Source organism: Weissella kandleri, from assembly GCF_045504165.1.
GTDB lineage: Bacteria > Bacillota > Bacilli > Lactobacillales > Lactobacillaceae > Weissella > Weissella kandleri_A.
In genome coordinates, this window is record NZ_JBJJNY010000005.1 from 56,697 (window position 1) to 79,975 (window position 23,279).

Sequence of the window (23,279 nt, forward strand, 5' to 3'; positions counted from 1 at the left end):
TTCATTTATCCTCAGATTGAAAATCTTGAATTTGACCATCATCTTGTACAATCTTTGTCAGGCTTTGTTCAGCCGTTTGTAAACTTTTTTGAAGATCTTTGGACAAAGTCACCCCCTTTTGAAAGACTTCAATTGCTTGTTCAAGCGGAATTTCACCTTTTTCTAATTGCGTCACAATTGATTCTAATGTTGTTAATTTTTCTTCAAATGTTTGTTCTTTTTCATTAGTCATTTTCTTTTTTTGTCTCCGTAACCTGGGCCAAGATTTGTCCGTCATTCAATTGAATATATACCTGATCGCCAGTCGCAACATCGCTAACCTGTCGCACCACTTGCTGATTTTGATTGGTTGTAACACTATAACCTCGGGCTAAAACAGCTAAGGGGCTCATTAGTTCTAAACCATGGACTGCTCGGGCGTAACGTGTTTGCTTTTGTTCGAGTTGCCGTTGCATCGCATTATTTAAACGTGGCGTTATTAAGGCCAAATGATGCTGATTTTGCGTTAATTGTGTCTTAAATACTTGCTCCAAACGATCTTGGGCTAAATCAACTCGCCGACTTAAACCTTCATATAAACGCGTTGGTTGTTGTAAGACCGCACTCTGTTGTACACGAGTTAAACGTTCATCCAAATAATTTAACCGATTGCTTAAACTATTAATCATACGCACCTGTATCTGGTTTAAGTCATTCCAGAGATCCTGTAATAAGACCGGCGTCGCAATTTCAGCTGCAGCGGTCGGTGTCGCAGCACGCTGATCGGCAATAAAATCAGCAATCGTCGTGTCTGTTTCATGCCCCACCGAGCTAATTACTGGCATGGGCATTTGTACTAATTGCCGTGCTAATTGTTCATCATTAAAGGCCCAGAGGTCTTCAATCGAACCACCACCCCGCCCAATAATCAAAACATCATAATCCGCTTGTGCTACCCGTTTTAATTGCTGTAACAGATTGGGAACAGCGCCTTGTCCCTGCACTACTGCGGGATAAAGATAAATTTGGGCAATCGGATAACGGCGCTGAACAGTCGTACGAATGTCTTGGATGACCGCTCCACTCGGCGAAGTAATCACCGCAATTTTCTGCGGAAATGCTGGAATAGCTCGTTGATTTTGTTGAAACAACCCTTCTGCTTCCAGTTTGCGCTTCAGCTGCTCATATTGTACGGCCAAGGCACCCACTCCATCTGGCTCAATGCGCTCAATAATAATTGAATAACCTCCATTAGGCGCATATAAATCAATATGTCCAACTACATTCACTCGCATACCAGCTTCCAATTGGAAAGGTAACTTTCGATAGACACCCTGGAAAAGGGTCGCGCTAATCACCGCGTGCTCATCTTTAATTGAAAAATACTGATGCTTCGGCCGCGGGCGAAAATTAGACACTTCTCCCGTCAGGTAAATCTCTTTTAGATATGGATCTGCCACAAATTTACGTTTTAAATATTGCGTTAATGCACTTACTGTTAAATATTCTGCCATCCTGCCTCTAACTCCACTTGATGATGTTGAGCGGCCAATTCTACCGTCGTTTGTAATAACGTCGCAATTGTCATTGGTCCAACCCCACCTGGTACTGGGGTAATTGCCTTCGTCTTTTTAGCGACTGCTTCAAAGTCAACATCACCTTGTAAACTACCATCAGCCAAGCGCGTAATTCCAACATCAATAACGGTCGCCCCCGGCTTAACATCATCGGCTTGGACTAACTTAGGCACACCCGTTGCTGAAATTATTACATCAGCTTGTTGCAATAATTGATGACGCAAAACATCTGGTGTAAAACGATGCAATAAGACCACACTAGCATTTTGCGCTTCCATCAAGGCAAATAAAGGACGTCCCACTAAATTCGAACGTCCTAAAATAACTACTAGACGTTGCGCCAATTCCACATGAGCTTGTTCCAATAAGGTCATAATCCCCTTTGGGGTATTCGCCACTGGATAATAACCCTCCCGATTAGCAAATAATTTCCCAATGTTGGTTGGATTAAACCCATCCACGTCTTTTTCAGGTGAAATTGCATCTTGCATCGCCTGCTCATTAATTTGACCTGGCACGGGGCTTTGCAATAAAATCGCATCAATTGTCGCGTCGTTATTAAGCCGTTGAATTAGAGCTAAAACTTCAGCTTCAGCAGTCGTTGCTGGCAACTTGAACGTCTCACTATGAATCCCGGTTTTTGCTGCTGCCCGCTCTTTATTGCGTACATAAATTTCACTAGCTGGATCATCCCCAACCAAGATTACTGCTAGACCTGGAATAATATTTTCGGCCATTAAACGTTGGGTTTGCATTGTCACTTGTGCTCGGACACGCTGAGCAATCGCTCGTCCATCAATTATCTCTGTCATTCAAATCCCTCTTCCCTAAATCACGTCCCAGTTTGTGTTTAGGTTTTCCTTTATCTTTTTGATTTCGGCGTTTCGCTTTTTTCGCTTTAGCTATGCGTTCAGACTTTTTAACTGGCTCCGCGAACGTTTTTTCCGCCACCCTGGTTGCCCGTTGCTTAGTTCGTGATTTACTCAAATCTTGCGCTTGCGCTAACTTTTCCGCCTGTTTTGCGTTGCCTTTTTTAGGAGCAGAGTAAGTCTGCGTCCGTCCTTGCTCGTTTTTAACATGCGTAGGCGCTTTACTTTGTGCACGACCGCTTTGTTCAACAATTTGTTGCCATGGCAAGACATCGATTTCAACTTGTACCATCCGCTTTAAATCGCGCAAATCATGATCATTTCCAAAGGTCACTACTTTACCCGTACGTCCCATCCGTCCAGTTCGCCCAGCCCGATGTGTATAGGTTTCACCATCTCGTGGTAAATCATAATTAATGACCGCGGGTAAATCAATTACGTCTAATCCACGGGCAGCGACGTCTGTCGTCAGCAAAAATTTTGCTTGTCCATTCCTAAAAGCGTCTAATGCACTTGCCCGGGTCCGGCTTGAGTCACCCCTGACCAAGGTTGCCATTGCCACGTGTTCATGAGCCAAAAAGCTAGCTGTCTGTTTCAAGGCTTTCGTCGTATTGAAAAAGACCATTGCCTGCCATCCCTTACGCGTTGCTAACTGCCGCAAACGTTTATTTTTTTGATCATTGGCCGTCAAAACAAACTGATGGTGCAAGCTAGTAGGCATTTGAACATCCCGCAAATCAATGCGCGTAAATTCACGCTTAAAAATTGTTTGAGCCCGGTGATTAATCACCGCGGTGGCACCAAACATTGCAACTTGAATATCTTCATCGCCAAATAATTCCCACACATTTTGAATTTGATCAGCCGTCTCATCCTGCAACAAGATATCGGCTTCATCTAAGATTAAAGTGCGCAAGCGCTGCAATTTCAACTTTTTGCTAGCGGCAAGTTCACCAACCCGACCGGGCGTACCAACCAAAATTTCTGGATGCTTTTTCAACCGATCCAGTTGGTTTTTAACATTCGCTCCCCCCGTTAAAGCCAAGACCTTTAGATCAAAACCTTGCGCCCATTCGCGCACAACTCGCGTCGTTTGCATGGCTAACTCTTGTGACGGCGCTAATATTAATAATTGTTCCCCATCATTAGGCTGTAATAATGGCAAAAGTGGCCAAGTAAAGGCCAAAGTTTTTCCGGTTCCCGTCGGCGCTAAGGCATCAATTGATTGGCTTGTGGCAAGTGGTTCAAAAACTGCTTTTTGAATGGGCGTTTGTTCTATAAAGCCAGTAGCCGCAAACTTTTGGGCTAATCGTTCATCCATCGTGTCTGTCATTATTTTTTCAAGTTCCTCTTAATTCGTGTGCGGATCAGATGGGAAGGTAATTCCCGCTGATTGCCGTAATTTAGTTAATACTAAGTTTACTTGTTGACTTAGTAACAACATTTCTTCGTATTCAGGCCGTGATTCAGCTGGGCGATTCATAATATCAGCAAACTTTTGGGCTTCTTGTACCATTGGATTAGTCGGTACCGGCGTGCTAATCACGCGTTCTTGACCTTGACCATCTAGATAAGTCACTTTTCCAAGCTCCGCAATATTATCAATCACAATGGTATCGCGCCGCCCTAAGATTTCTGAGTGTTCATAAGAATTAGAACCTTTTCCAAAGAGCAAAGTGACATCAAAATTGTCATAGCGTAAGATGGCCGTTCCACGACCGTCAGCGCCATTCGTCAACTTGGTGGCAAAATAATACTGATTATTAGGTAATCCAAAGAGCTTAATAGCTGCATACAACGGATAAATCCCCAAATCAGCTAAAGCTCCCGCTGAAAACTCCCGGGTCAACACGTTGGGCTGCTTACCAGCTAGATAATCATCAAAACGTGATGAATATTTTTCAAATACTAAAGTAGCCCCTGAAATGTGCTCCATTTGCTTAATTTGTTCTTCAATCGCCATAAAGTTCGGCTGATAAAGATGCCGTGCTCCTTCAAAAAGACGGACACTTGGATGCATTTGCAGTAATGAATAAATGACTTCATATTGCTGGGGATTATCAAAGGCTGATTTCTCAACAATCACATTGACATCCGCTTTAATTGCCGCCTGCGCTTGTTTAAAGTGCAAACTATTTGGTGAGGCAATGTAAACAACTTGAATCCCACTCTTTAAAAATTCATCTAAATCAGTGAAAACTGCGGCTGAACTATCTAATTCATCCGCAAAGACCTGCCCTTTTTCAACCGTCCGCGAATAAACTGCGCTTAATTCATATTCTTGCGTCATCTGGGCAGCTTCTGCAAACATTTTTGTAATCCAATTTGTCCCAATCGTTCCCAATTTTAAAGTCATGTCGCCATCCTCCTAATTTTAAATACTTATTCTTCTATTATAGCATTGTCCTCCCTGCTTTAGTTAGGCTCATTTTTAACATTCATACCCTTGCAGTGGTATGACGACAGCATGTTAGAAAATTCAAAAAACTAAGCGCCCCCCAGACCTTAAGGCTAAGAATCATCTTAAATTATCTAGCATCTTTAATACATTGAGCTTCCCATTATCATCAGCTTATGAGAACAATAAAAAGCCGACTACTTATCAAACATAAGTAGACGACTTTACCGCCCAAATTTAATTAAGCTTCTTTTGGTTCAAACACCACCACACACTCAACATGTGTCGTTTGAGGGAACTGGTCAATTGGTTGGACGGATCCTTTAATAGCGTAACCTTGCTCTGCAAATAATTCTGCATCACGCGCCAAAGTTGCCGGATTACATGAAATGTAGACAATTTTAGCTGGCTTCATTGCCACCGCTGCATCAATCAACTCAGGTGCCAAGCCCTTACGTGGCGGATCCACGAAAATCACATCCGGTTGAAGTTCAGCCGCTTGCCATTCTTGCATTTTCTCTTCGGCTTTGCCTAATTCAAAGGTCACATTTTCGACCCCATTAATTTTGGCATTCCGCTTAGCATCCGCCACTGCTCCAGGGACAATTTCAACCCCCATCACTTGCTTAACTTGGTTAGCTACAGTTAACGAAATCGTTCCAATTCCAGAATAAGCATCGATTACCGTCTCATCCCCGTGCAATTCAGCCTTATCGATTGCTAATTGATATAAAAGTTCTGTTGATTGAGGATTCACTTGATAAAACGACAAAGGTCCAATTTCAAATGTCTTACCTAACAAGGTGTCAGTAATATAATCTGCTCCCCAAAGAGTCTTATTCGTATCACCCATCATAACATTCGTTGCTTCAGGGTTAACATTTTGAATAATTGACGTTACTTCTGGCAAAGCAGCCCGAATTCCAGCCACTAATGCTTCCGCCACGGGCAACTTTTTGCGACGTGTTACAATCACAACCATCATTTCATGACTGTAATAACCTCGCCGGACCATAATTGTCTTAATATCACCATGATGCGTTTGCTCATCATAAGCATCCAACTGATACTTACGCAACAAATCACGCACGACCACAATAGCATGGTCGATTGCTGGATCTTGAATATAGTAGTCTTCAATTGGTACTAAATTATGTGAATTTCGCCGATAAAACCCGGTGTTAATCTCACCATGAATCTCACGTACAGGGACTTGTGCCTTGTTCCGATATCCCGTGTGTTGTTCCATCCCAATGGTTGGTAAGATTTCAACATCCAAGTGCATCTTTTTAAATAACTCTTGGACTTGTTTTTGTTTGAACTCTAATTGCGCTGAATAAACTAAATTAGCCAAAGGTGCAATTCCAGTCGTCAAAGCGGCTTGATTCACTTCATGATTACGTAAATTAGATTCCTTTAACCGCTTAATAACCCGACCAAAAGCATAATTCTTTTGGACCTTGGTGACACCCACTAAGACTTCTTCGCCAGGAACTGCATCCACTACGAAGATGGGATATTCATCAACTTTTACCACACCCATTCCTTGGTAGGTAATATCGATTACTTCCCCTTCAATCTCTTGGTTTTTATAAACCGGCGCGTTAATTTTTGCCATATTAATTTTTTCTCCTCAAATGGTATTTGCGACAACTCATTTGCTACATCATAACATCATTTACCTAATTTTGCTGGTTTTCTTTGTGATAAATGCTTGCCGCACCGCTGAAATAAAATACAAAGAGCCCGTAAAAACGACCAATGTATCAGTTGGCAACGGCTGGAGCGCTGCATAGGCTTGCTCAAAATCCACAGCCGTCGCATCGACTGCCGCCTCCATATTATTATTATTCGGCTGCACCACTTGCCTTTGATTTGGCGCAGCAAAAGCTACCACGGTCAAATGCACCCGCGAATCCGTTTTTAATCGTTTTAACATCGCGGGATAATCTTTATCGGTCAAAACACCCATAATAATTTCAATGTGTTTGGCAGGCTGTTGTTTTAAAGTATCCAATAAGCTATTAACGCCCGCTAAATTATGCGCCCCATCAATCACCACGGGGGGCTGTTGTTGCAAATATTCAAATCGTCCCGGCCAGGTCACATTTTGTAAAGCGGCTTGAACGGCTGCTGGCTTTAACTCAATATTCAAAGCTTGCAACGCCAATTGAGCCGTCATAATTGCCACAGCACTATTTCCCAATTGATAAGTCCCTTTTAAGTTCAAAATTAAATTAGTTAATTTTAAACCGTGCTGATTAACAAAATCAAATTTAAAATAACCATTGGCGTCCTTTTGCACATGCTCTAACCAAAAATCGTGATCTAAAATCTTTAACTGTTTTGTTTTATGCGCAATAACCTGTAAAGCTTCCACCGGCAAACGACCTACCACCGTCGGATGTCTGGGTCCTTTAATAATACCGGCCTTTTGGGTTGCAATCGCGGTTAAAGTATTTCCCAGTAATTTTTGATGATCAAAAGCCACGGTGGTAATCACAGAAACGAGCTTCGACTGGATAATATTAGTAGAATCTAACAAGCCCCCAATCCCGACTTCTAAGACGACAATATCCACCTTTTGTTCCGCAAAATACGCAAACATTAAGGCTGTGATGGTTTCAAATTCTGTTGGGCCGTCAGCCGCTTGCGCATCGAGCTGCGCTAACAAGGGTTCTAATTTTTGGACCCACCGGACTAAATCAGCATCAGAAATATTGACATGATTAATTTGAATCCGCTCATTAAAGCGCATGATAAATGGCGAAGTATATAGTCCGACCCGGAGTCCGTGTGCACTTAAAATTTGTTCCGTCATGCGGGACACAGAACCCTTACCATTGGTTCCAGTAACATGCACGTATTGTAACTGATCTTGGGGATTACCGAGCAGAGTCAGTAATGCTTGCATCCGTGTCAACGTTTCCGCTTTTCCAAAACGTGGGCGCCCATGAATTAAAGCTAAGGCTGCTTGATAGTCTTGAATCATTCAATTTCTCCCTTCAAAGAATTACCTTCACTATAAGAAAAGGTTGATGCATTATCTGCGCCAACCTCACCTACGATGTCCAGAATAATGTGCTCAATTATTAATTAGCACACACCATAAAAAACATCAAATTTTTATCTTTTGCCATTAAGCTTGGGCCGCTTTCAATTCCGTCAAGCGCTGTTGTGTAGCTGCGGCTTTTGCTTGCCAATCAGCTAACTTTTCACGTTCTGCCGCCACCACAGCCTCAGGGGCTGAATTAACAAACTTTTCATTACCTAACTTACCTTCGCCTCGCTTAACTTCACCTTGATATTTCTTCAATTCCTTTGTTAAACGCGTAATCTCCTCATCTAAGTTAATTAACTCCTCCAATGGGACAATCACTTCAGCTCCGGTGATTACCTTGGTCATCGCCAACTTTGGCGCTTGCAAATCTGAACCAATTTGCAACGTCTTTGGCTTCACAAAACGATTAATATAATCTTGATTTTGTTCCACGATTGTTTGTAAGGCTACATCATCGGTCTTAATCAAAATTTCAATCGCAGTTGACATTGGGGCATTGGCTTCCGTTCGAATATTGCGTACTGCTGTAATCAAATCAACTACCCGTTGGAAATCATTTTCCGCCGCCGCATCTTGTAACTCAACATATTTTTCCGGATAAGCTGCCTCCGTAATTGAACCTTCATTCATTGGCATATCCAACCAAATTTCTTCCGTAACAAACGGCATGATTGGATGCAACAAACGCAAGGTTTGGTCTAGGATATACGCTAAGACTCCTTGCACGGCCTTTTTTGCAGCTGCATCATCGCCACTCAAGGTTTCCTTGGTCATTTCAATGTACCAGTCAGCAAAATCATTCCAAATAAAGTTATACAAAGCTCGACCAGCTTCACCAAATTCAAACTTATCAAAATTATTCGTCACATTTTCAACCGTTTGATTCAAGCGTGACAAAATCCAACGATCAGCCAAAGTCATTTGATCACGGGCTGGCAATTCTGCTAGTGTATCATCATCCAGATTCATAATGACATACCGCGCTGCATTCCAGATTTTATTAATAAAGTTCCAAGCGGCATCCATCTTAGTGTATGAGAAACGTACATCAAGCCCCGGCGTTGAACCATTCGCTAAGAACCAACGTAATGCGTCCGCCCCATACTGATCAATCACCTCCATTGGGTCAATTCCATTGCCCAAAGACTTAGACATTTTACGGCCTTGCTCATCTCGAATCAAACCATGAATCAACACATTATTAAATGGCCGTCGTCCGGTAAACTCCTTTGATTGAAACATCATCCGCGCAACCCAGAAGAAGATGATATCGTATCCCGTGACCAACGTGTTAGTTGGGAAATAACGCTTGAAGTCTTCGGCATCAATATCAGGCCAACCCATCGTTGAAAATGGCCACAATGCTGATGAGAACCAAGTATCCAAGACGTCCGTTTCTTGCGTCCAGTTTTCAATATCCGCTGGCGCTTCTTCACCAACGTAGACTTCACCCGTTTCCTTATGGTACCAAGCTGGGATTTGATGCCCCCACCATAGTTGACGTGAAATCACCCAATCATGGATGTTTTCCATCCAATTAGTAAAGGTATTTTCAAAACGAGGAGGGTAAAAGTTCACCCGATCATCTGACTTTTGCATGGCCAAAGCTTGCTCAGCCAAAGATTTCATGCGTACAAACCACTGGGTTGATAACCGCGCTTCAACAGGCACCCCGGTCCGTTCTGAATGACCAACTGAATGAGTATATGGTTCAACCTCTAGCATCCAACCACCGGCTTCTAAATCAGCTACGATTGCTTTACGAGCGTCGTCGCGATCCATCCCGACATATTTTCCAGCTCGTTCATTCATGGAACCATCTTCATTCATCGTGTTAATACGTTCAAGATTATGACGATTCCCCACTTCAAAATCATTTGGATCGTGAGCAGGTGTAATCTTCACCATCCCCGTTCCAAATTCCATCTCAACATATTCATCAGCAATCACGGGAATTTCACGATCAACCAACGGTACCTTCACCGTCTTACCAATAATTGATTGATACCTTTCGTCCTTAGGGTTAACCGCCACAGCCGCATCCCCAAACATTGTTTCAGGTCGGGTGGTCGCAATTTCAATATAGTTTTTACCATTTAGGATTGTGTCATCCGTAAATGGATATTTAACATGATAAAATGCACCTTCAATATCTTTATAAATAACTTCAATATCTGATAAAGCTGTCCGCGCCTTAGGATCCCAGTTAATAATATATTCACCACGATAAATCAAATCTTTTTGATAAAGTGTCACAAACACCTTTTTAACCGCATCTGATAATCCATCATCTAAAGTAAAACGCTCCCGACTATAATCCAAAGATAGGCCAAGCTTCCCCCATTGAGTCTTAATCGTAGCAGCATACTCGTTTTTCCAATCCCAAACTTGATCCACAAATTTCTCGCGTCCTAAATCATAGCGAGAAATTCCTTGTTCTGCCAAGCGCTGCTCCACTTTTGCTTGGGTTGCAATTCCAGCATGGTCCATACCGGGCACCCAAACAGTATCATACCCTTGCATCCGCTTTTGACGGATTAACATATCCTGCAAGGTCGTGTCCCACGCATGCCCTAAATGTAATTTACCAGTAACATTAGGCGGTGGAATCACAATTGAATAAGGCCGTGCCTTCCGATTCCCAGTCGGCGCAAACCGCTTATCTTCTAACCATTTGTCGTAACGACCTGCTTCTACGACCTGCGGGTCATATTTACCTGGCATGTCAATTTCACGCATTTATTCATTCTCCTTATTTTGAAACTAAAAAGCCCTGACAAACCAAATTAATGATTTATCAGGGCGAATTTTTCGCGGTACCACCTGAATTCAAGACTTACTCAAGCCTTATCTTCATCTCCTTAACGCGGAAGATACGGAATTGGCTACTACATAGTTCACCAACTCGGCCCCTTACCTACTTTCAATTCAAGCCATGATTTTCTTGCACCACCCGAAAACTCTCTAAACTTGACTTTGAATTTACTCAATAAGGCCTTGCCCTTTCATTATTTTACGTTCATCTACCCTTTTTTACAAGTTTTTTATTGAAGTCCTTCTTTGTTACGTCCGTTATTGATTTTTAATCAGTTCTCAATCTCATCTCAACATGAATTTGCTATAATAAAAACAATTAGTTATTCTTATGGAGGTTTATCTTTTGAAAAATACAAAACGAACAGGCATCACCTTGATTGCCATTTTAGTTATCATTGGTGGTATCGCGCTCTTTGGTCAGCACATCGCCGCACAACGTCAACACCAAGCTCATCAGGCAGCCAAAGCGGTCAGTCAACGGTCAAGTTCGCAAAAGGCCGCCTCAAGCTCATCGCAAAAAGCTGCCATTGCTTCAGCGATTAATGATCCAAACGCTAACGCAGTAGCTTCTTCAACCAGCCAAACGCTGATTCAAAATACCAACTACAGTAATAAGCTGCAACAAATGTTAACCAATAATAAAATTGACATTAAATTACAGACCATTTTGGTAAAAGACGAAACCGCAACCGTCATTTTCCAAGATAATCAAAAACAAAGTGATACCCAATCCTACCTCAATTCATATGCTAAAGCGACGGCTGTCGCTTTAGCCGCTACTGCTAACCAAACTGACAAGATTTCAACGGTACGCGTGGCACGGCAATTACGCTTAAAAAATGGTTCTCAATTTGGAGTGGCTACCCTGTGGACAGGTGATCAATTAGCTAATCACCAACAAGAAAACATTAAAGATGTTACAGCGGACCACTTGCTAGCTCAAGCCTCACGTTATGCGCTAAATGGTTCAATTTGGGCTTCACTTTCACAACCACAAAAGAATGCTTACCAAAGCCATATTACTGGTGGACAAAGCGCCGACAATGATGACTTTAATGCTTGGATTAATAATTCAACGGCTAAAAAATAAAATAAATTTTCCCAATATAAATATAAAAGATAAAAAAGCTCTTCAACCTGACTTAGCATCAGGCTGGAGAGCTTTTCATTTATTTTATTATCCTCGACCAAATAAACGTTTCAAGAAATTCCAGAAGCCCCCCTTTTTCTTGGGCTTGACTTCTTGATTACGCGAAGTTCGCGAATAATTTGTCTGGGGTTCGGTTTGTGCGCGCGGATCTTCAATGTTGCGATTAGTCTTAATCCCACCATCATGCAGAACCTCAGCCACACCTGTTTCGGTTGCACTTTTTTCATCTCCATCATCAAAATCAGATAGATTAAATTCTGTCGTCAATGTTTCAGAGACTGCTTCATCCCGTACCATATCTTCATCTTTTTTAGATGTTGCCACAGATGGAGTTGCTTCAGCCTCAGAAGCAGCTATTTCTTGCTCGGCAGTCGATGATGACTGCGTCTGTGTTTGCCGCGGTTGAAGCACCTCTACAATCACCTTAACTGGCTCAACGGGTGCTTGTTCCGATGCCTTCACTTCCGTGGCTTCACCATTAGTTTCAGGGGCTTTTGCTGCTACAGGCACCTCGTCAACGGGAACATCTGCCTTTTCAGTAGCTTGCTTATTTTCCGCGACAATAGATGCCGTCACAGCCGCTGAAGACGGCGTAATACCTTCTACAATCGAATTAACAAAGGATTCAGAAGCGGCCGCCTTATCAACCAACGCTTGATCATGGGCTTCTGAAGCCGCTCGGCGTTCTTCAGCCGCTTCAGCATAACTATTAATCATCTCATCCGTTAAGATGGGAATTGTCATCGTTTTAGTGGTCACACCAATTTCGACTGGCACTTCCAATTGTTCACCCGTCACCGGATTCAAAGCGGTCACCCGCAAATCTTCTGGTCGTAATGCGATTGGGATTTGTAATTCAAATTCCAGATTATCATCAACCAAAACCTCAATGGGGTGAGCATTTTCCGGTGTATGCACCTCAATAAAAAGACCCGGTTGATTCACAGATCCTGTCAATTTACGCATAATACCTTGCGTCGATAATACCGCCGTCACAATGGGTTGTGGCGCTTCAATATGTAAAGTCGTTTCGTTTCGCGTTGTTGGATCATCGGGCAAACTAGCCACAATCTTAATGTCTCCATGCGCTTGTTGCCAATCAACTTGAACGATAAAAGACCCGCTCTCATCAATTTCTGGTGTCAAGAGTGTCTGATCAGCTAATTGAACAGTGACATTTGCTTTTGCATCCCCCACCGACCCAACGATTGTAATTCCACTGCGTTTATTTAATACTGTTGCTGTTAATGGTAATTCCATATTATTTCCCCGTAACTTAACTAGCGATTCTCGCCTGTCTTAGTCTATATAATTATATAATATGCTAATTCGCATATTTTTGCACAAAATTTATTGAAACTTTTAATTTTATTAAATAAAAAACAGGTCCAACGCACCAACTGCTTGCCAGTGGTCGCTGTGCCTGTTTAAATGGCTTCATTAATTAGCCCGAACGATTAACGTATCAACCTTGGCAGAACGAGTTACATACTCAGTCACAGATCCAATCAAGAATCGCTCAATTGTATTAAGCCCCGTAGCTCCCATAATAATTAAATCAATATTGTATTTCTCAACCGCCTGGTGCCCAATAATATTTTTGGGCGAACCATACTCGATTGAATATTCTACATCTTCAATTCCGGCATCTTTAGCTTGTTGTAAATAAGTTTCCAACGTCTTCTTAGCCGTATCAGCTACTTCTTCGACCATGGCTGTTTTAAAATCAGCTACATTTTGAAAAGCACGGGTATCAATGACATGCAAAATATGCAACTTGGCATGATTATGCTTGGTGATATCAATCGCTTGTTTTAAGGCTGATTCAGCCTCCTTTGATCCATCGACTGGTACTAAAATATTTTTATAATTCATTTCCGCCATCATAATCTCACCCTCCTCGAAGTTTACTTGTTATATACACATTATAACATAGGTCGTAAGCGTTTTCACAGATTTTAAAAATATTCTTAGTTAAAATAATTTACTACTAATAATTACTGCCAAAATCATCGTCAAGGCCATTGATAAAATTAAAAAGATTGTCATCAACCAGACTATCTTCGCGAAAAAAATTGCACTAATGAGCAACCCCACCGCCACAATTAGTAACGCCCAGCCATAAAAACGGGCGGTCTTTTGTATTTGCTGAGCACTAAGCCCTAAAAAGTTGGTTTGGTGCCTTAACAAATAAATTCCAATCCCACCAACTAAAATTGCAAAAAAAATTTCAATAATCATCAACATCATTCTACTCACACTTTCTCCACTGATTTAATTTTTTAACCAAACCTATTTTTTAAAATAAAAAGCCCGTTTAACAAGGTAAACGAGCCTGTAAAAAACTTGTATGTCGCCGTTAGATGATTCGTCAAAGTTGGCTCCTAATATAAGAAAGTGGGCACTAAGACAGCGTTTGTAGCTACCACATGTCATGGCATGCTCCGCCGGCTTTCCGCCATTCCCGTTTAGAAAGTTGTAAAGCAACATTATGATATTATGAATCACGCGTACGACCAGGTAATTTACTATATCCAAATTATAACGCAAAATATTGGTAGTTCCAACATCTTTTCCATAGATGATTACATATTTTTTCAAGCACGGGCGTGTCGCCTTTGCCACCATTGATATGGATAAAATAGCAATTGGAGACTTGCAGCTTGGTCAGTCGCTTGGACAATCCAAATTGAAATTTGCCAAGTTAACCAGCTCACCATCAGCAACAATAGCCAAAAATTATGCAACCCTAGATGCGTTAATCCAATCCGCACCATCGAAGCTAAGGGAGCGTGTACTAAATAGATTGTAAGGGATGCTTGCCCCACGCGTACCCAATAATTTGATCCTTGGATTTTTTGAAAGACGTTAAAGCCCACAATAATTGTTGCTAGTTTGGGCAAAATCAAATTCAAGGCTGGCAAATTGGTATCAAACCAAGCCCCCCCTTGATCATATCGCCATAACATCCCCGCTACAATCACCAGAATGGCCCCACCAACGACCCACGTTTGCTGCCACCAACGAGCTTCTTGCCGCATTAAATAGCCTAAATAAAACGCACTCGTCCACCAACAAACCTCTTGTAAAATCAACGGGGTCCAAATAAAATTACCAATCACGGCTAGTACCAAATACAACAACATTTGCCACCCTGCTGGCAGCTTTAGTAAAGTCAAAACGCCCACTAAAGCAAAAATTAGGAAAAGCGTCTCCAAAAACCACAAATATCCCACTGGATGAACAAACATCAATAATACATCCGACCATTGATATTCGTTATGGACGTTTTCCCCTCCCATTTGTTGTAAGCCAACATAAAGGACGGTAAAAATCATTGATGGTCCCATCAGCGCAATCATCTTTTTTTGCATCTGCAAGCGCCAAGCCACCCAAGTTTTTGGGGCTCGGTATAAATAACCTGATAAAGCAAAAAAGAGAGGCATAATAAACAAAAACAGTCCGGCCATCAAACTTTGAAGCAACTGGGTTTGATTCGGATAAGCACCTGTTTTATAAAGCCCTTCTAAAACATGCACCAATAAGACCATCAAGATTGTCCATCCTTTGGCCACATCTACCCATTCAATTCGATTCATTTCTTTTTCCTTTGTAAGCTTTGTCTTTGCGCCGTCCGTAATTTTTCATACTGTTGTTGATAGCTTAACTCCGTCTTAGAATTACCTTTAGGTGCAAAATATTGATGTCCTTGAAGACTATCTGGCAAATATTGTTGCGCAACCCAATCACCTGGATAAGCATGCGGATATAAATAATCAACACCATGACCTAAGTCCGCTGCACCTTGATAATGCGCATCTTTCAAATGATCAGGAATCGGCCCACCGCCCTTTTTTTGCAAATCAGCCTGGGCTGCATCAATCGCTGCCATTGCCGAATTTGACTTGGGTGCTAAGGCTAGCAGCAAAATCGCATTGGCTAAAGGAATTCGCGCTTCTGGAAAGCCTAACTGCTCAGCCGTATTAATCGCCATCATCGCTTGATTCACGACTGCAGGCGCAGCCATTCCAATATCTTCATACGCAATTACCCGCAAACGGCGCGCCAAAATCACTAAATCACCGGCCGCAATGAGCCGGGCAGCGTAGTGTAAAGCCGCATCAGCATCACTTCCCCGAATTGATTTTTGCAAGGCGGAGATAACATTATAATGTGCATCCCCATCTTTATCCGCCACTAAGGCGCGTTTTTGCACACTCTCTTCAATAATTGGTAACGTAATTTTAATACGCCCATCAACATCCAGCGGTGTTGACTTCACGGCCAACTCAAGCCCATTTAAAGCGGCCCGTAGATCGCCATTAGTTGCGTATAATAGTTGTTTTTTGGCATCGGCATCCAGATCAACTGGATACTGACCGAGTCCACGTTCTGCATCATTTAACGCTCGGTCAACGGCCACCCCCATTTCATCCAATGTCAAAGGTTGGACTTCAAAAATTTGGGTCCGCGAACGAATTGCAGGGTTAATTGATAAATATGGATTTTCCGTCGTCGCCCCAATTAAAACAATCCGACCACTTTCCAAATGAGGTAATAGAAAATCTTGCTTAGTTTTATCTAACCGATGAATTTCATCCAATAACAAAATGACAGTGCCAGACATTTTAGCTTCTTCGGCCACCATCTGTAAATCTTTTTTAGTGTCTGTTGCAGCATTTAATTTTCGAAAGGCATACTGGGTTGAGCCAGCAATTGCACTTGCAATACTCGTTTTTCCCGTTCCAGGAGGACCAAAGAGAATCATTGATGATAACATTTTCGCCTGAACCATCCGTGAAATAATTTTCCCTGGTCCAACTAACGCTTGCTGACCCACAACTTCATCAATTTTACGTGGACGCATCCGATAAGCTAACGGTTGTTCCATCTGTTGCCCCCCTTCATCATGACCAACATTCAATTAATAGCAAAAAAGCCGGAATTCCCAGCTTTGTTCAGATTTACCATTTTTTCTAAATCACAATTTAGTCTCTAACTTTACATCAGGATACTTATCTTCAAACCAACGTTCAGCAAACATGTTTTCAAACAAGAAGACCGGATTACCATGCCGATCACGAGCTAACAAGTTTCGTGACGAGGCCATCTTGGGGTCCAATTGATCTTCAGAAACCCATCGCGCAATCTTTGATCCCATTGGCTCTAAAATAACTTCACTATTATATTCATTCTCCATTCGGAACTGGAAAACTTCAAATTGCAGTTGTCCAACTGCTCCCAAAATGTAATCACCTGAATCCCAGGCAGTATACATTTGAATGGTCCCTTCCTGCACTAACTGGGTCACTCCTTTATGGAATGACTTTTGTTTCAAAACATTTTTCGCGCGCACATGCATAAACAGTTCAGGAGTAAAAGTAGGTAATTCTTCAAACTCAATTGCCTTTTTACCTGCATAAATCGTATCACCAATCTGGAAATTACCTGTGTCATACACACCAATAATATCACCAGGCACTGCATTTTCAACATTTTCACGTGAATCAGCCATGAATTGCGTCACGTTTGACAAACGAATCTTTTTACCCGTGCGTTGTAAGGTAACATCCATCCCCCGTTCAAACTCACCCGAGACAATCCGCACAAAAGCAATTCGATCTCGATGATTCGGGTTCATATTCGCTTGAATTTTAAAGACAAATCCACTAAATTCCGCCTGATCAGGCTCAATCACTTGTTGATTGAGTGTTTTCTTCGGCGCTGGAGCTGGGGCAAATTGTAAATAGGTCTGCAAAAAAGTTTCCAAACCAAATCCCGCCAAAGCTGACCCGAAAAAGACAGGTGTTAACTCACCTTTTAAGACGGCATCTTCATCAAAGGCATTCCCAGCATCCTGCAAAAGTTCGACTTCTTCACGTGCTTCTTCCCAGACAGGGGTCTGCTGAATAGCGTTAGGTTGTGCTAGATCATCCCCAGCTGCATTCAAAGGTAAGAACCTTTCATCCTCCAAAGCAGGTCGATAAACTTCAACTTGTTGATGATAAATATCAAACAAACCAGATAATACCTGCCCAGACCCAATCGGCCAATTCATTGGAAAGGCATTAATGCCTAAAGTTTCTTCCAGCTCATCAACTAGATCCATCGCTGGACGCCCATCACGATCCAGTTTATTGAAAAAGGTAAAAATCGGAATATGCCGCTCTTTGACAATTTCAAAAAGTTTGCGTGTCTGTGGTTCAATTCCTTTTGCTGAATCGACTACCATAATAACTGAGTCAACTGCCATTAAAGTTCGATACGTATCTTCAGAAAAATCTTCGTGCCCGGGCGTATCCAAAATGTTAATTCTTTTACCATCATAATCAAATTGCAAAACAGATGATGTCACAGAAATTCCACGTTTTTGTTCAATCTCCATCCAGTCGGACTTAGCAAAATTTCCTTGCCGGCCTTTAACCGTCCCAGCTGCGCGAACCACCCCACCCAACAATAACATTTGCTCTGTGATTGTCGTTTTTCCGGCGTCAGGGTGCGAAATAATTGCGAAGGTGCGCCGTTTATCAATTGCTTGTTTTAAATCTGTCATAATTTCCAATCTTTTCTATATAAATTAAATTCTTATTCCATAATTATCATCATATCAAAAATAGCTCTGTTAATATGAGCGCATTTGATTCCAGCCACCAGCCTGGTAAGCCTCAGTTATTGAAGTCTTATTTAACAAACTCATCGCCATAACCTTTTTGATATTCATATCATCATAATTTTCAGCATTAGGATAAGTCCGAGCTAGTTCGGCCCGAGCTGTCTCAATATCCGCATTTGAAAATTGATAAGCGTCAGCTAAATTCGCACTAGGTGTCGCTAAATTATTAGAACTTGCCTGTGACCAATCCGCCGTTTCCGTTTTGTCGGATGCAGCAGGGTGTTTTTTAGCTAAGGCTGTTTTTGACGTCCGCTTTTTTTGCGTTGCTGAAGACGCTTTTGACCGCTCTGCCTCTGCGTCATTTTGTTGTAATTTAGCTTGAATACGTTGATTAATTCGGCGCATCCCCCCATTAACTCGCAAAGCCCGCTGATAATCTTGCTTCATCACAGTCAAATTTCCTGCCTCAGCTGCTTTATCACCAGCAATTAATAAATCCAACTGCTCTAGCGACGTACGGCTTTCAACCGATGGCACCCGCGCTTGTGCTTTTTGATAAGCCTGCTGAGCTGTTATCCAATCAGCTTGTTGCACTGACTTGCGGGCCGTCTTAATATTTTGCTGCGCCAGCAATTGATTGACACTTCGTTGACCACTCCAAACGAAAATAATGGCCAAGATAATAATCAATAACAACCTTCCCTTATTTTTCATCTAATTTCTCCAATTACTATGCCAGTTTATTTTTAAAAAACTGTAACCACATTGGTAAAACTTCCATTAATTGTTGATAAGTGATATCAAACCGTTGCGTATACCATGGATCCGGAATTTCTTGATCCTGTTTATCAGGCAAAATCTCATATGCTAAATGAATTTTAGTCTGCAATTGTGCGGGACAGCGTTGCTTCAATGTTGCCATATTTTGGTGGTCCATTGTGATAATCCAATCGGCTGTCTTAAAATCCTCGACTTGAATCTGGCGGGCATGAATCCAATCAAACGGCACATTTAATTCTCGTAAGACTTTTTGCGTCCCTGGATGGGGTGGATTCCCTCGCTCCTCATCGGAAGTCCCGGCCGAATCAATTTTAATTTGTGCTGACAAACCTTCATCAGCCACCATTTGTGTGAATAACGCTTCCGCCATCGTTGAGCGCGCGATATTTCCTAAACATACAAATAAAACTTTCATGTATTTCTCCATTTAATTTTACCAAAATGGCTTTCTAACATTGTCATTGCTGATCTTTAACTTCAAGTTCGAAAAAATATTTAAAATCTTATTTATCTTAACATATAATGTTTACCATCGCATTGCGAATCAAAAAGCCATCTAACTAAATTTGACCATTCATTCCAATATTTCCTCAAAAAATGTCACTTTTTTTACCATAAAATGTATAAAACCGGTATAATTGTATAGATACATTTTTAATCAAATATAAATTTACTATTTAGAGGATACCAATGCATAATTTTATACCTATTTTTTTCGATAACCTCAGTTTTTTAACAATGGCGTTGGTTATCGCTTGCTTTTTTAGCACTGGATATATTCACTATTTTCAACAATTATGGGGTGCTGTCTTCATCCAAAAAGATTCGAATCATTTAATCTTAAAACGCATTCAGCTTATCATCTTAAGTTGTACCGTGGGACTCTATCTACATCTAGCCACGATGTTTTACTTCAGCGGTAACATCGCCCTAGTCTTCCATGACATCGCCCTCTTCCTATTAGTCATCCCTTTCTTATATAGTGGTGGCTTTAACCTGTTTGAGCGTATCCTACAATTTGGTGCAATTGGTTATGTGTGGATTGCCCACCATACCGGAGTAATGGTTCAAGGCGCTAACATGTCGGAGCCACTGGTTATTCTTGCCTTTACGATTACCATTGTATTATTAGTCGCTAGTATGGTTCCTATGGTGCATGAACGGATTATTTATCACTGGGCCTACGGAATCATCTACTTCTTTCTCCTAGGTTTTCTATTCTGGGAAACGCTCCCTCAAGTTTCCATGAACATTAAAATTAATCATCTTACCTCAGCTCTGGGAATTATCATCTTTGTCGCTATGAATGTTATTGTCCTCATTGTTTGGCCGCGTGGAGCACGTAATGAATCAGATAATTATTTTGAAAAGCAAGCTGATTACGATACCTTAACCAAGGCCAAGTCCTTTGCACTCTTCAAACATGACAGCAATACAGCTTTCCATTACAGTACAACCGTGCGAATGCCATTAACTGTGATTGAATGGGACATTGATCGCTTTAAGCAAATCAATGATAATTATGGTCACTCGGCTGGGAATCAAATCCTCATGGACACCACCAAAATTGTCCAGGAAGCCTTGAAAAACGCCGATATCTATGCCGATTTGTATCGGACCGGGGGCGAAGAATTCACCATTATTATTCCAGACTGCTCATCAGATCAAGCCTTACCTTTAATGAAGAAAATCTGGAATGATATTCGCACCACCAACTTTTACTACAATAGTAAGCTGATTGAGGTCACGATTTCCATGGGTGGAACTGAACTCCGACCCGAAGATGAAAATTTTAATACGATTTATAATCGCGCTGACCAAGCTTTGTACCATAGTAAACGCAACGGTCGAAATCAAGTAACCTTAGATGACAAAACAATTTATTCCGGTGAGCGGCGTCAACAAGTAATGGCCATGTTTGCCTACTTAAATCAGCCAATTGTGCAGTTAGACGGCAGTCACTTTGAAAATATTGCCAATGAGCTCGTCTTGCAAAAGTATGATTTCAACACGTACCGTTGGCATTCTGATATAGATTTTCGCTCAGACTTCAATATTCAAATTGATTTAATTAATAAATTATTAGACCCAAACACTGCTACCAAATTACATCTAAATGTGACTTTGGACCAGATGTTTGACCCCAATAATTGTGAAAATTTCATTGCAACCGCTAAAAAGTATTCCCGAATTCAATTTGTATTAGAGATTAATGATTTGAATCATCTCAAACCTGTCGATCACGCTCGTTTCACCAAACAGATTAATTTCCTTCACCAACACAACGTGTTGGTATTATGGGACGATGTCAAATCACAGATGGACTTCACAATCTTAAAGCAAGTAGATGGAATAAAATACCACCTCAAGACCTATTCAAATCTTCAACTGCAGATTCAACAATTGACGCCTTGGATACGTTATTGTCAAGACCATGAACTGATTAGCATCGTCAGCGACGTTTCAACGAAAGAACAACTAACAAACCTTCAGGGACAGTTGGGTATCATTCAAGCTCAAGGACCATACTTTGGAATTCCAGAATTACCTACGATTAGTTAATCGTATATGATTTATCAACCTAGCGAAAAGGATCAGCATTCATGCTGATCCTTTTTTCGGCTATCATCTTGCCCTACCTACCCTACCCGTTGGATAGAACAGTTTATTTACTAAATATATAAAAAAGCTTCATCGCATTAACTGAAAACAACTAACGAAATGAAGCCTATGATGGACAGTCAGGGGCTCGAACCCTGGACCCACGGATTAAGAGTCCGTTGCTCTACCAACTGAGCTAACTGTCCATGTCTTTTAACAACACAATTAAATATACACTCGTTAATCATCAAATGCAACACTTTTTTTAATTTCCGTTTTTTAAATTTACATATCGACATCGAATGATTAAGTACTAACTTGAAGAAACGAAAGGACATTCAACATGGAAAAGAATTTTAAAACTCTTGATGCTTTTTTGGGAACTCACTTTGTATACACTTATGATAACGGCTGGGAATATGAATGGTATGCTAAAAACGATCACACCGTTAATTATCTTATTCATGGTGGCATGGTCGCTGGTCGTTGGGTAAAAGACCAAGAAGCCGATATCATCATGTTAACAGAAGGCATCTACAAAATTTCTTGGACCGAACCAACTGGTACTGACGTCGCTTTGGACTTCTTGCCAAATGAAGACAAGCTTCATGGAACCATCTTCTTCCCTAAGTGGGTTGAGGAACACCCTGAAATCACTGTCACTTTCCAAAATGAGCACATCAAACTCATGGAAGAATCACGTGAAAAATACGAAACTTATCCAAAATTAGTGGCTCCCGAATTCGCTAAAATCACTTACGCCGGTGATGCTGGCTTAAATAATGAAGACGTCATTGCCGAAGCCCCTTATGCCGGAATGCCAGATGACATTCGGGCTAGTCGCTATTTCGATGCCAATTATCACCGCATCAACGGGACGCACTAATTATGCCTAAACCGCGTATCCTACCTTTTGTCATTTTAGGTATTCTATCACAAAACGATCATATCACTGCGTATGAAATTCTTAATGATTTTAACAACGAAATTGGTGAATTTTGGAAGTCTTCACATAGTCAGCTCTATCCTGAATTAAATAAAATGGTTGAAGAAGAATTAATTAGTAAAACCGCTGAGGAACCGCGTAAATTTTACTATACGGCGACTAATAAAGGCCTTAGCGCGTTAAATGATTGGCTCTTAGAACCAATCAATGAACACAACGAAGAATTAAATTCTTTAAAAATTTATTTTATTGCTGATCAAAATTCCGACATTTTAAAATCTAGTCTGAAAGTGCACCAAGAAAAACTTGATCATTTCCTAAAACGCAAAGCGACTCTTTTTGCGCACGCTACTGATATTCAGCATCATTATGGTCATTATTTAATTTTAGACCGCGCAATTGAACGTGAAGAAAATCATATCGCATGATTAAATAGTCATCAATAAAAAATAAAACCTACATCTACTCCCAATAGATGTAGGTTTTTA

The 23,279-nt window shown here is 41.3% G+C and carries 20 protein-coding genes, 1 tRNA gene and 1 other annotated feature; of the genes, 4 read left to right on the forward strand and 17 right to left on the reverse strand.

Going from position 1 to position 23,279, the window contains the following annotated elements; genetic code table 11:
• Position 1 precedes the first annotated feature (1 nt).
• From ACJQWY_RS03770 to ACJQWY_RS03805, 8 genes are all read right to left on the reverse strand, one after another.
• On the reverse strand, positions 2 to 232 hold the full coding sequence (locus ACJQWY_RS03770) for an exodeoxyribonuclease VII small subunit (RefSeq protein ID WP_407076425.1): 231 nt from the start codon (positions 230 to 232) through the stop codon (positions 2 to 4).
• Positions 225 to 1,493 carry an exodeoxyribonuclease VII large subunit gene (gene xseA, locus ACJQWY_RS03775; RefSeq protein WP_407076426.1) on the reverse strand — a complete coding sequence of 423 codons (1,269 nt, stop codon included), beginning with the start codon at positions 1,491 to 1,493 and terminating at the stop codon, positions 225 to 227. The genes ACJQWY_RS03770 and xseA overlap by 8 nt, the downstream gene beginning before the upstream one ends.
• A complete protein-coding gene (locus ACJQWY_RS03780) occupies positions 1,478 to 2,368 on the reverse strand; it encodes a bifunctional 5,10-methylenetetrahydrofolate dehydrogenase/5,10-methenyltetrahydrofolate cyclohydrolase (protein WP_407076427.1) in 891 nt (296 codons plus the stop codon). Before ACJQWY_RS03780 ends, xseA begins: the two co-directional genes overlap by 16 nt.
• A complete protein-coding gene (locus ACJQWY_RS03785; RefSeq protein WP_407076428.1) occupies positions 2,352 to 3,758 on the reverse strand; it encodes a DEAD/DEAH box helicase in 1,407 nt (468 codons plus the stop codon). The genes ACJQWY_RS03780 and ACJQWY_RS03785 overlap by 17 nt, the downstream gene beginning before the upstream one ends.
• Before the next feature lie 18 nt (positions 3,759 to 3,776).
• Positions 3,777 to 4,781 carry a Gfo/Idh/MocA family protein gene (locus ACJQWY_RS03790; protein WP_407076429.1) on the reverse strand — a complete coding sequence of 335 codons (1,005 nt, stop codon included), beginning with the start codon at positions 4,779 to 4,781 and terminating at the stop codon, positions 3,777 to 3,779.
• A 283-nt stretch (positions 4,782 to 5,064) separates the two neighbouring features.
• Positions 5,065 to 6,441, reverse strand: a complete 1,377-nt coding sequence (rlmD, locus tag ACJQWY_RS03795; protein WP_407076430.1) for a 23S rRNA (uracil(1939)-C(5))-methyltransferase RlmD — start codon at positions 6,439 to 6,441, stop codon at positions 5,065 to 5,067.
• A gap of 60 nt (positions 6,442 to 6,501) precedes the next feature.
• The gene (locus tag ACJQWY_RS03800; RefSeq protein WP_407076431.1) at positions 6,502 to 7,815 is read right to left on the reverse strand and encodes a bifunctional folylpolyglutamate synthase/dihydrofolate synthase; all 1,314 of its coding nucleotides are present in this window, start codon (positions 7,813 to 7,815) and stop codon (positions 6,502 to 6,504) included.
• Positions 7,816 to 7,962: 147 nt separating this feature from the next.
• Positions 7,963 to 10,623, reverse strand: a complete 2,661-nt coding sequence (locus tag ACJQWY_RS03805; RefSeq protein ID WP_407076432.1) for a valine--tRNA ligase — start codon at positions 10,621 to 10,623, stop codon at positions 7,963 to 7,965.
• Positions 10,624 to 10,679: 56 nt separating this feature from the next.
• Positions 10,680 to 10,891, reverse strand: a binding site (T-box leader).
• A gap of 153 nt (positions 10,892 to 11,044) precedes the next feature.
• Here ACJQWY_RS03805 and ACJQWY_RS03810 point away from each other — a divergent pair.
• The gene (locus ACJQWY_RS03810; RefSeq protein ID WP_407076433.1) at positions 11,045 to 11,791 is read left to right on the forward strand and encodes a hypothetical protein; all 747 of its coding nucleotides are present in this window, start codon (positions 11,045 to 11,047) and stop codon (positions 11,789 to 11,791) included.
• A gap of 87 nt (positions 11,792 to 11,878) precedes the next feature.
• On the opposite strand, the gene ACJQWY_RS03815 is transcribed toward ACJQWY_RS03810, so the two are convergent.
• The 8 genes from ACJQWY_RS03815 to ACJQWY_RS03850 all read right to left on the reverse strand — a co-directional run bounded on the left by ACJQWY_RS03815 (position 11,879) and on the right by ACJQWY_RS03850 (position 19,659).
• Complete coding sequence (locus ACJQWY_RS03815; protein WP_407076434.1) at positions 11,879 to 13,111, reverse strand: hypothetical protein; 1,233 nt, start codon at positions 13,109 to 13,111, stop codon at positions 11,879 to 11,881.
• A 180-nt stretch (positions 13,112 to 13,291) separates the two neighbouring features.
• Positions 13,292 to 13,738: a universal stress protein gene (locus ACJQWY_RS03820; RefSeq protein WP_407076435.1), complete on the reverse strand. Its 447-nt coding sequence runs from the start codon at positions 13,736 to 13,738 to the stop codon at positions 13,292 to 13,294.
• An 87-nt stretch (positions 13,739 to 13,825) separates the two neighbouring features.
• The gene (locus ACJQWY_RS03825) at positions 13,826 to 14,110 is read right to left on the reverse strand and encodes a hypothetical protein (protein WP_407076436.1); all 285 of its coding nucleotides are present in this window, start codon (positions 14,108 to 14,110) and stop codon (positions 13,826 to 13,828) included.
• A 338-nt stretch (positions 14,111 to 14,448) separates the two neighbouring features.
• A complete protein-coding gene (locus ACJQWY_RS03830) occupies positions 14,449 to 15,450 on the reverse strand; it encodes an acyltransferase family protein (protein ID WP_407076437.1) in 1,002 nt (333 codons plus the stop codon).
• Entirely contained in the window at positions 15,447 to 16,742 is a 1,296-nt protein-coding gene (locus ACJQWY_RS03835) for a replication-associated recombination protein A (RefSeq protein WP_407076438.1), read from the reverse strand. The genes ACJQWY_RS03830 and ACJQWY_RS03835 overlap by 4 nt, the downstream gene beginning before the upstream one ends.
• Positions 16,743 to 16,832: 90 nt before the next feature.
• Positions 16,833 to 18,404: a peptide chain release factor 3 gene (locus ACJQWY_RS03840; protein ID WP_407076439.1), complete on the reverse strand. Its 1,572-nt coding sequence runs from the start codon at positions 18,402 to 18,404 to the stop codon at positions 16,833 to 16,835.
• A gap of 69 nt (positions 18,405 to 18,473) precedes the next feature.
• Complete coding sequence (locus tag ACJQWY_RS03845; protein WP_407076440.1) at positions 18,474 to 19,178, reverse strand: hypothetical protein; 705 nt, start codon at positions 19,176 to 19,178, stop codon at positions 18,474 to 18,476.
• Between the two features lie 16 nt (positions 19,179 to 19,194).
• Positions 19,195 to 19,659, reverse strand: coding sequence for a low molecular weight protein-tyrosine-phosphatase (locus ACJQWY_RS03850; RefSeq protein ID WP_407076441.1), 465 nt, complete (start codon positions 19,657 to 19,659; stop codon positions 19,195 to 19,197).
• A gap of 275 nt (positions 19,660 to 19,934) precedes the next feature.
• Here ACJQWY_RS03850 and ACJQWY_RS03855 point away from each other — a divergent pair, with 275 nt between their 5' ends.
• Complete coding sequence (locus ACJQWY_RS03855) at positions 19,935 to 21,806, forward strand: bifunctional diguanylate cyclase/phosphodiesterase (protein WP_407076442.1); 1,872 nt, start codon at positions 19,935 to 19,937, stop codon at positions 21,804 to 21,806.
• Between the two features lie 172 nt (positions 21,807 to 21,978).
• Here the strand turns inward: ACJQWY_RS03855 and ACJQWY_RS03860 are convergent.
• Positions 21,979 to 22,051: transfer RNA gene (locus ACJQWY_RS03860), tRNA-Lys, on the reverse strand.
• Between the two features lie 137 nt (positions 22,052 to 22,188).
• Between ACJQWY_RS03860 and ACJQWY_RS03865 the strand changes: the two genes are divergently transcribed.
• Complete coding sequence (locus tag ACJQWY_RS03865) at positions 22,189 to 22,731, forward strand: phenolic acid decarboxylase (RefSeq protein ID WP_407076443.1); 543 nt, start codon at positions 22,189 to 22,191, stop codon at positions 22,729 to 22,731.
• 2 nt (positions 22,732 to 22,733) lie between these two features.
• Entirely contained in the window at positions 22,734 to 23,219 is a 486-nt protein-coding gene (locus ACJQWY_RS03870) for a PadR family transcriptional regulator (protein ID WP_407076444.1), read from the forward strand.
• Positions 23,220 to 23,279 lie beyond the last annotated feature (60 nt).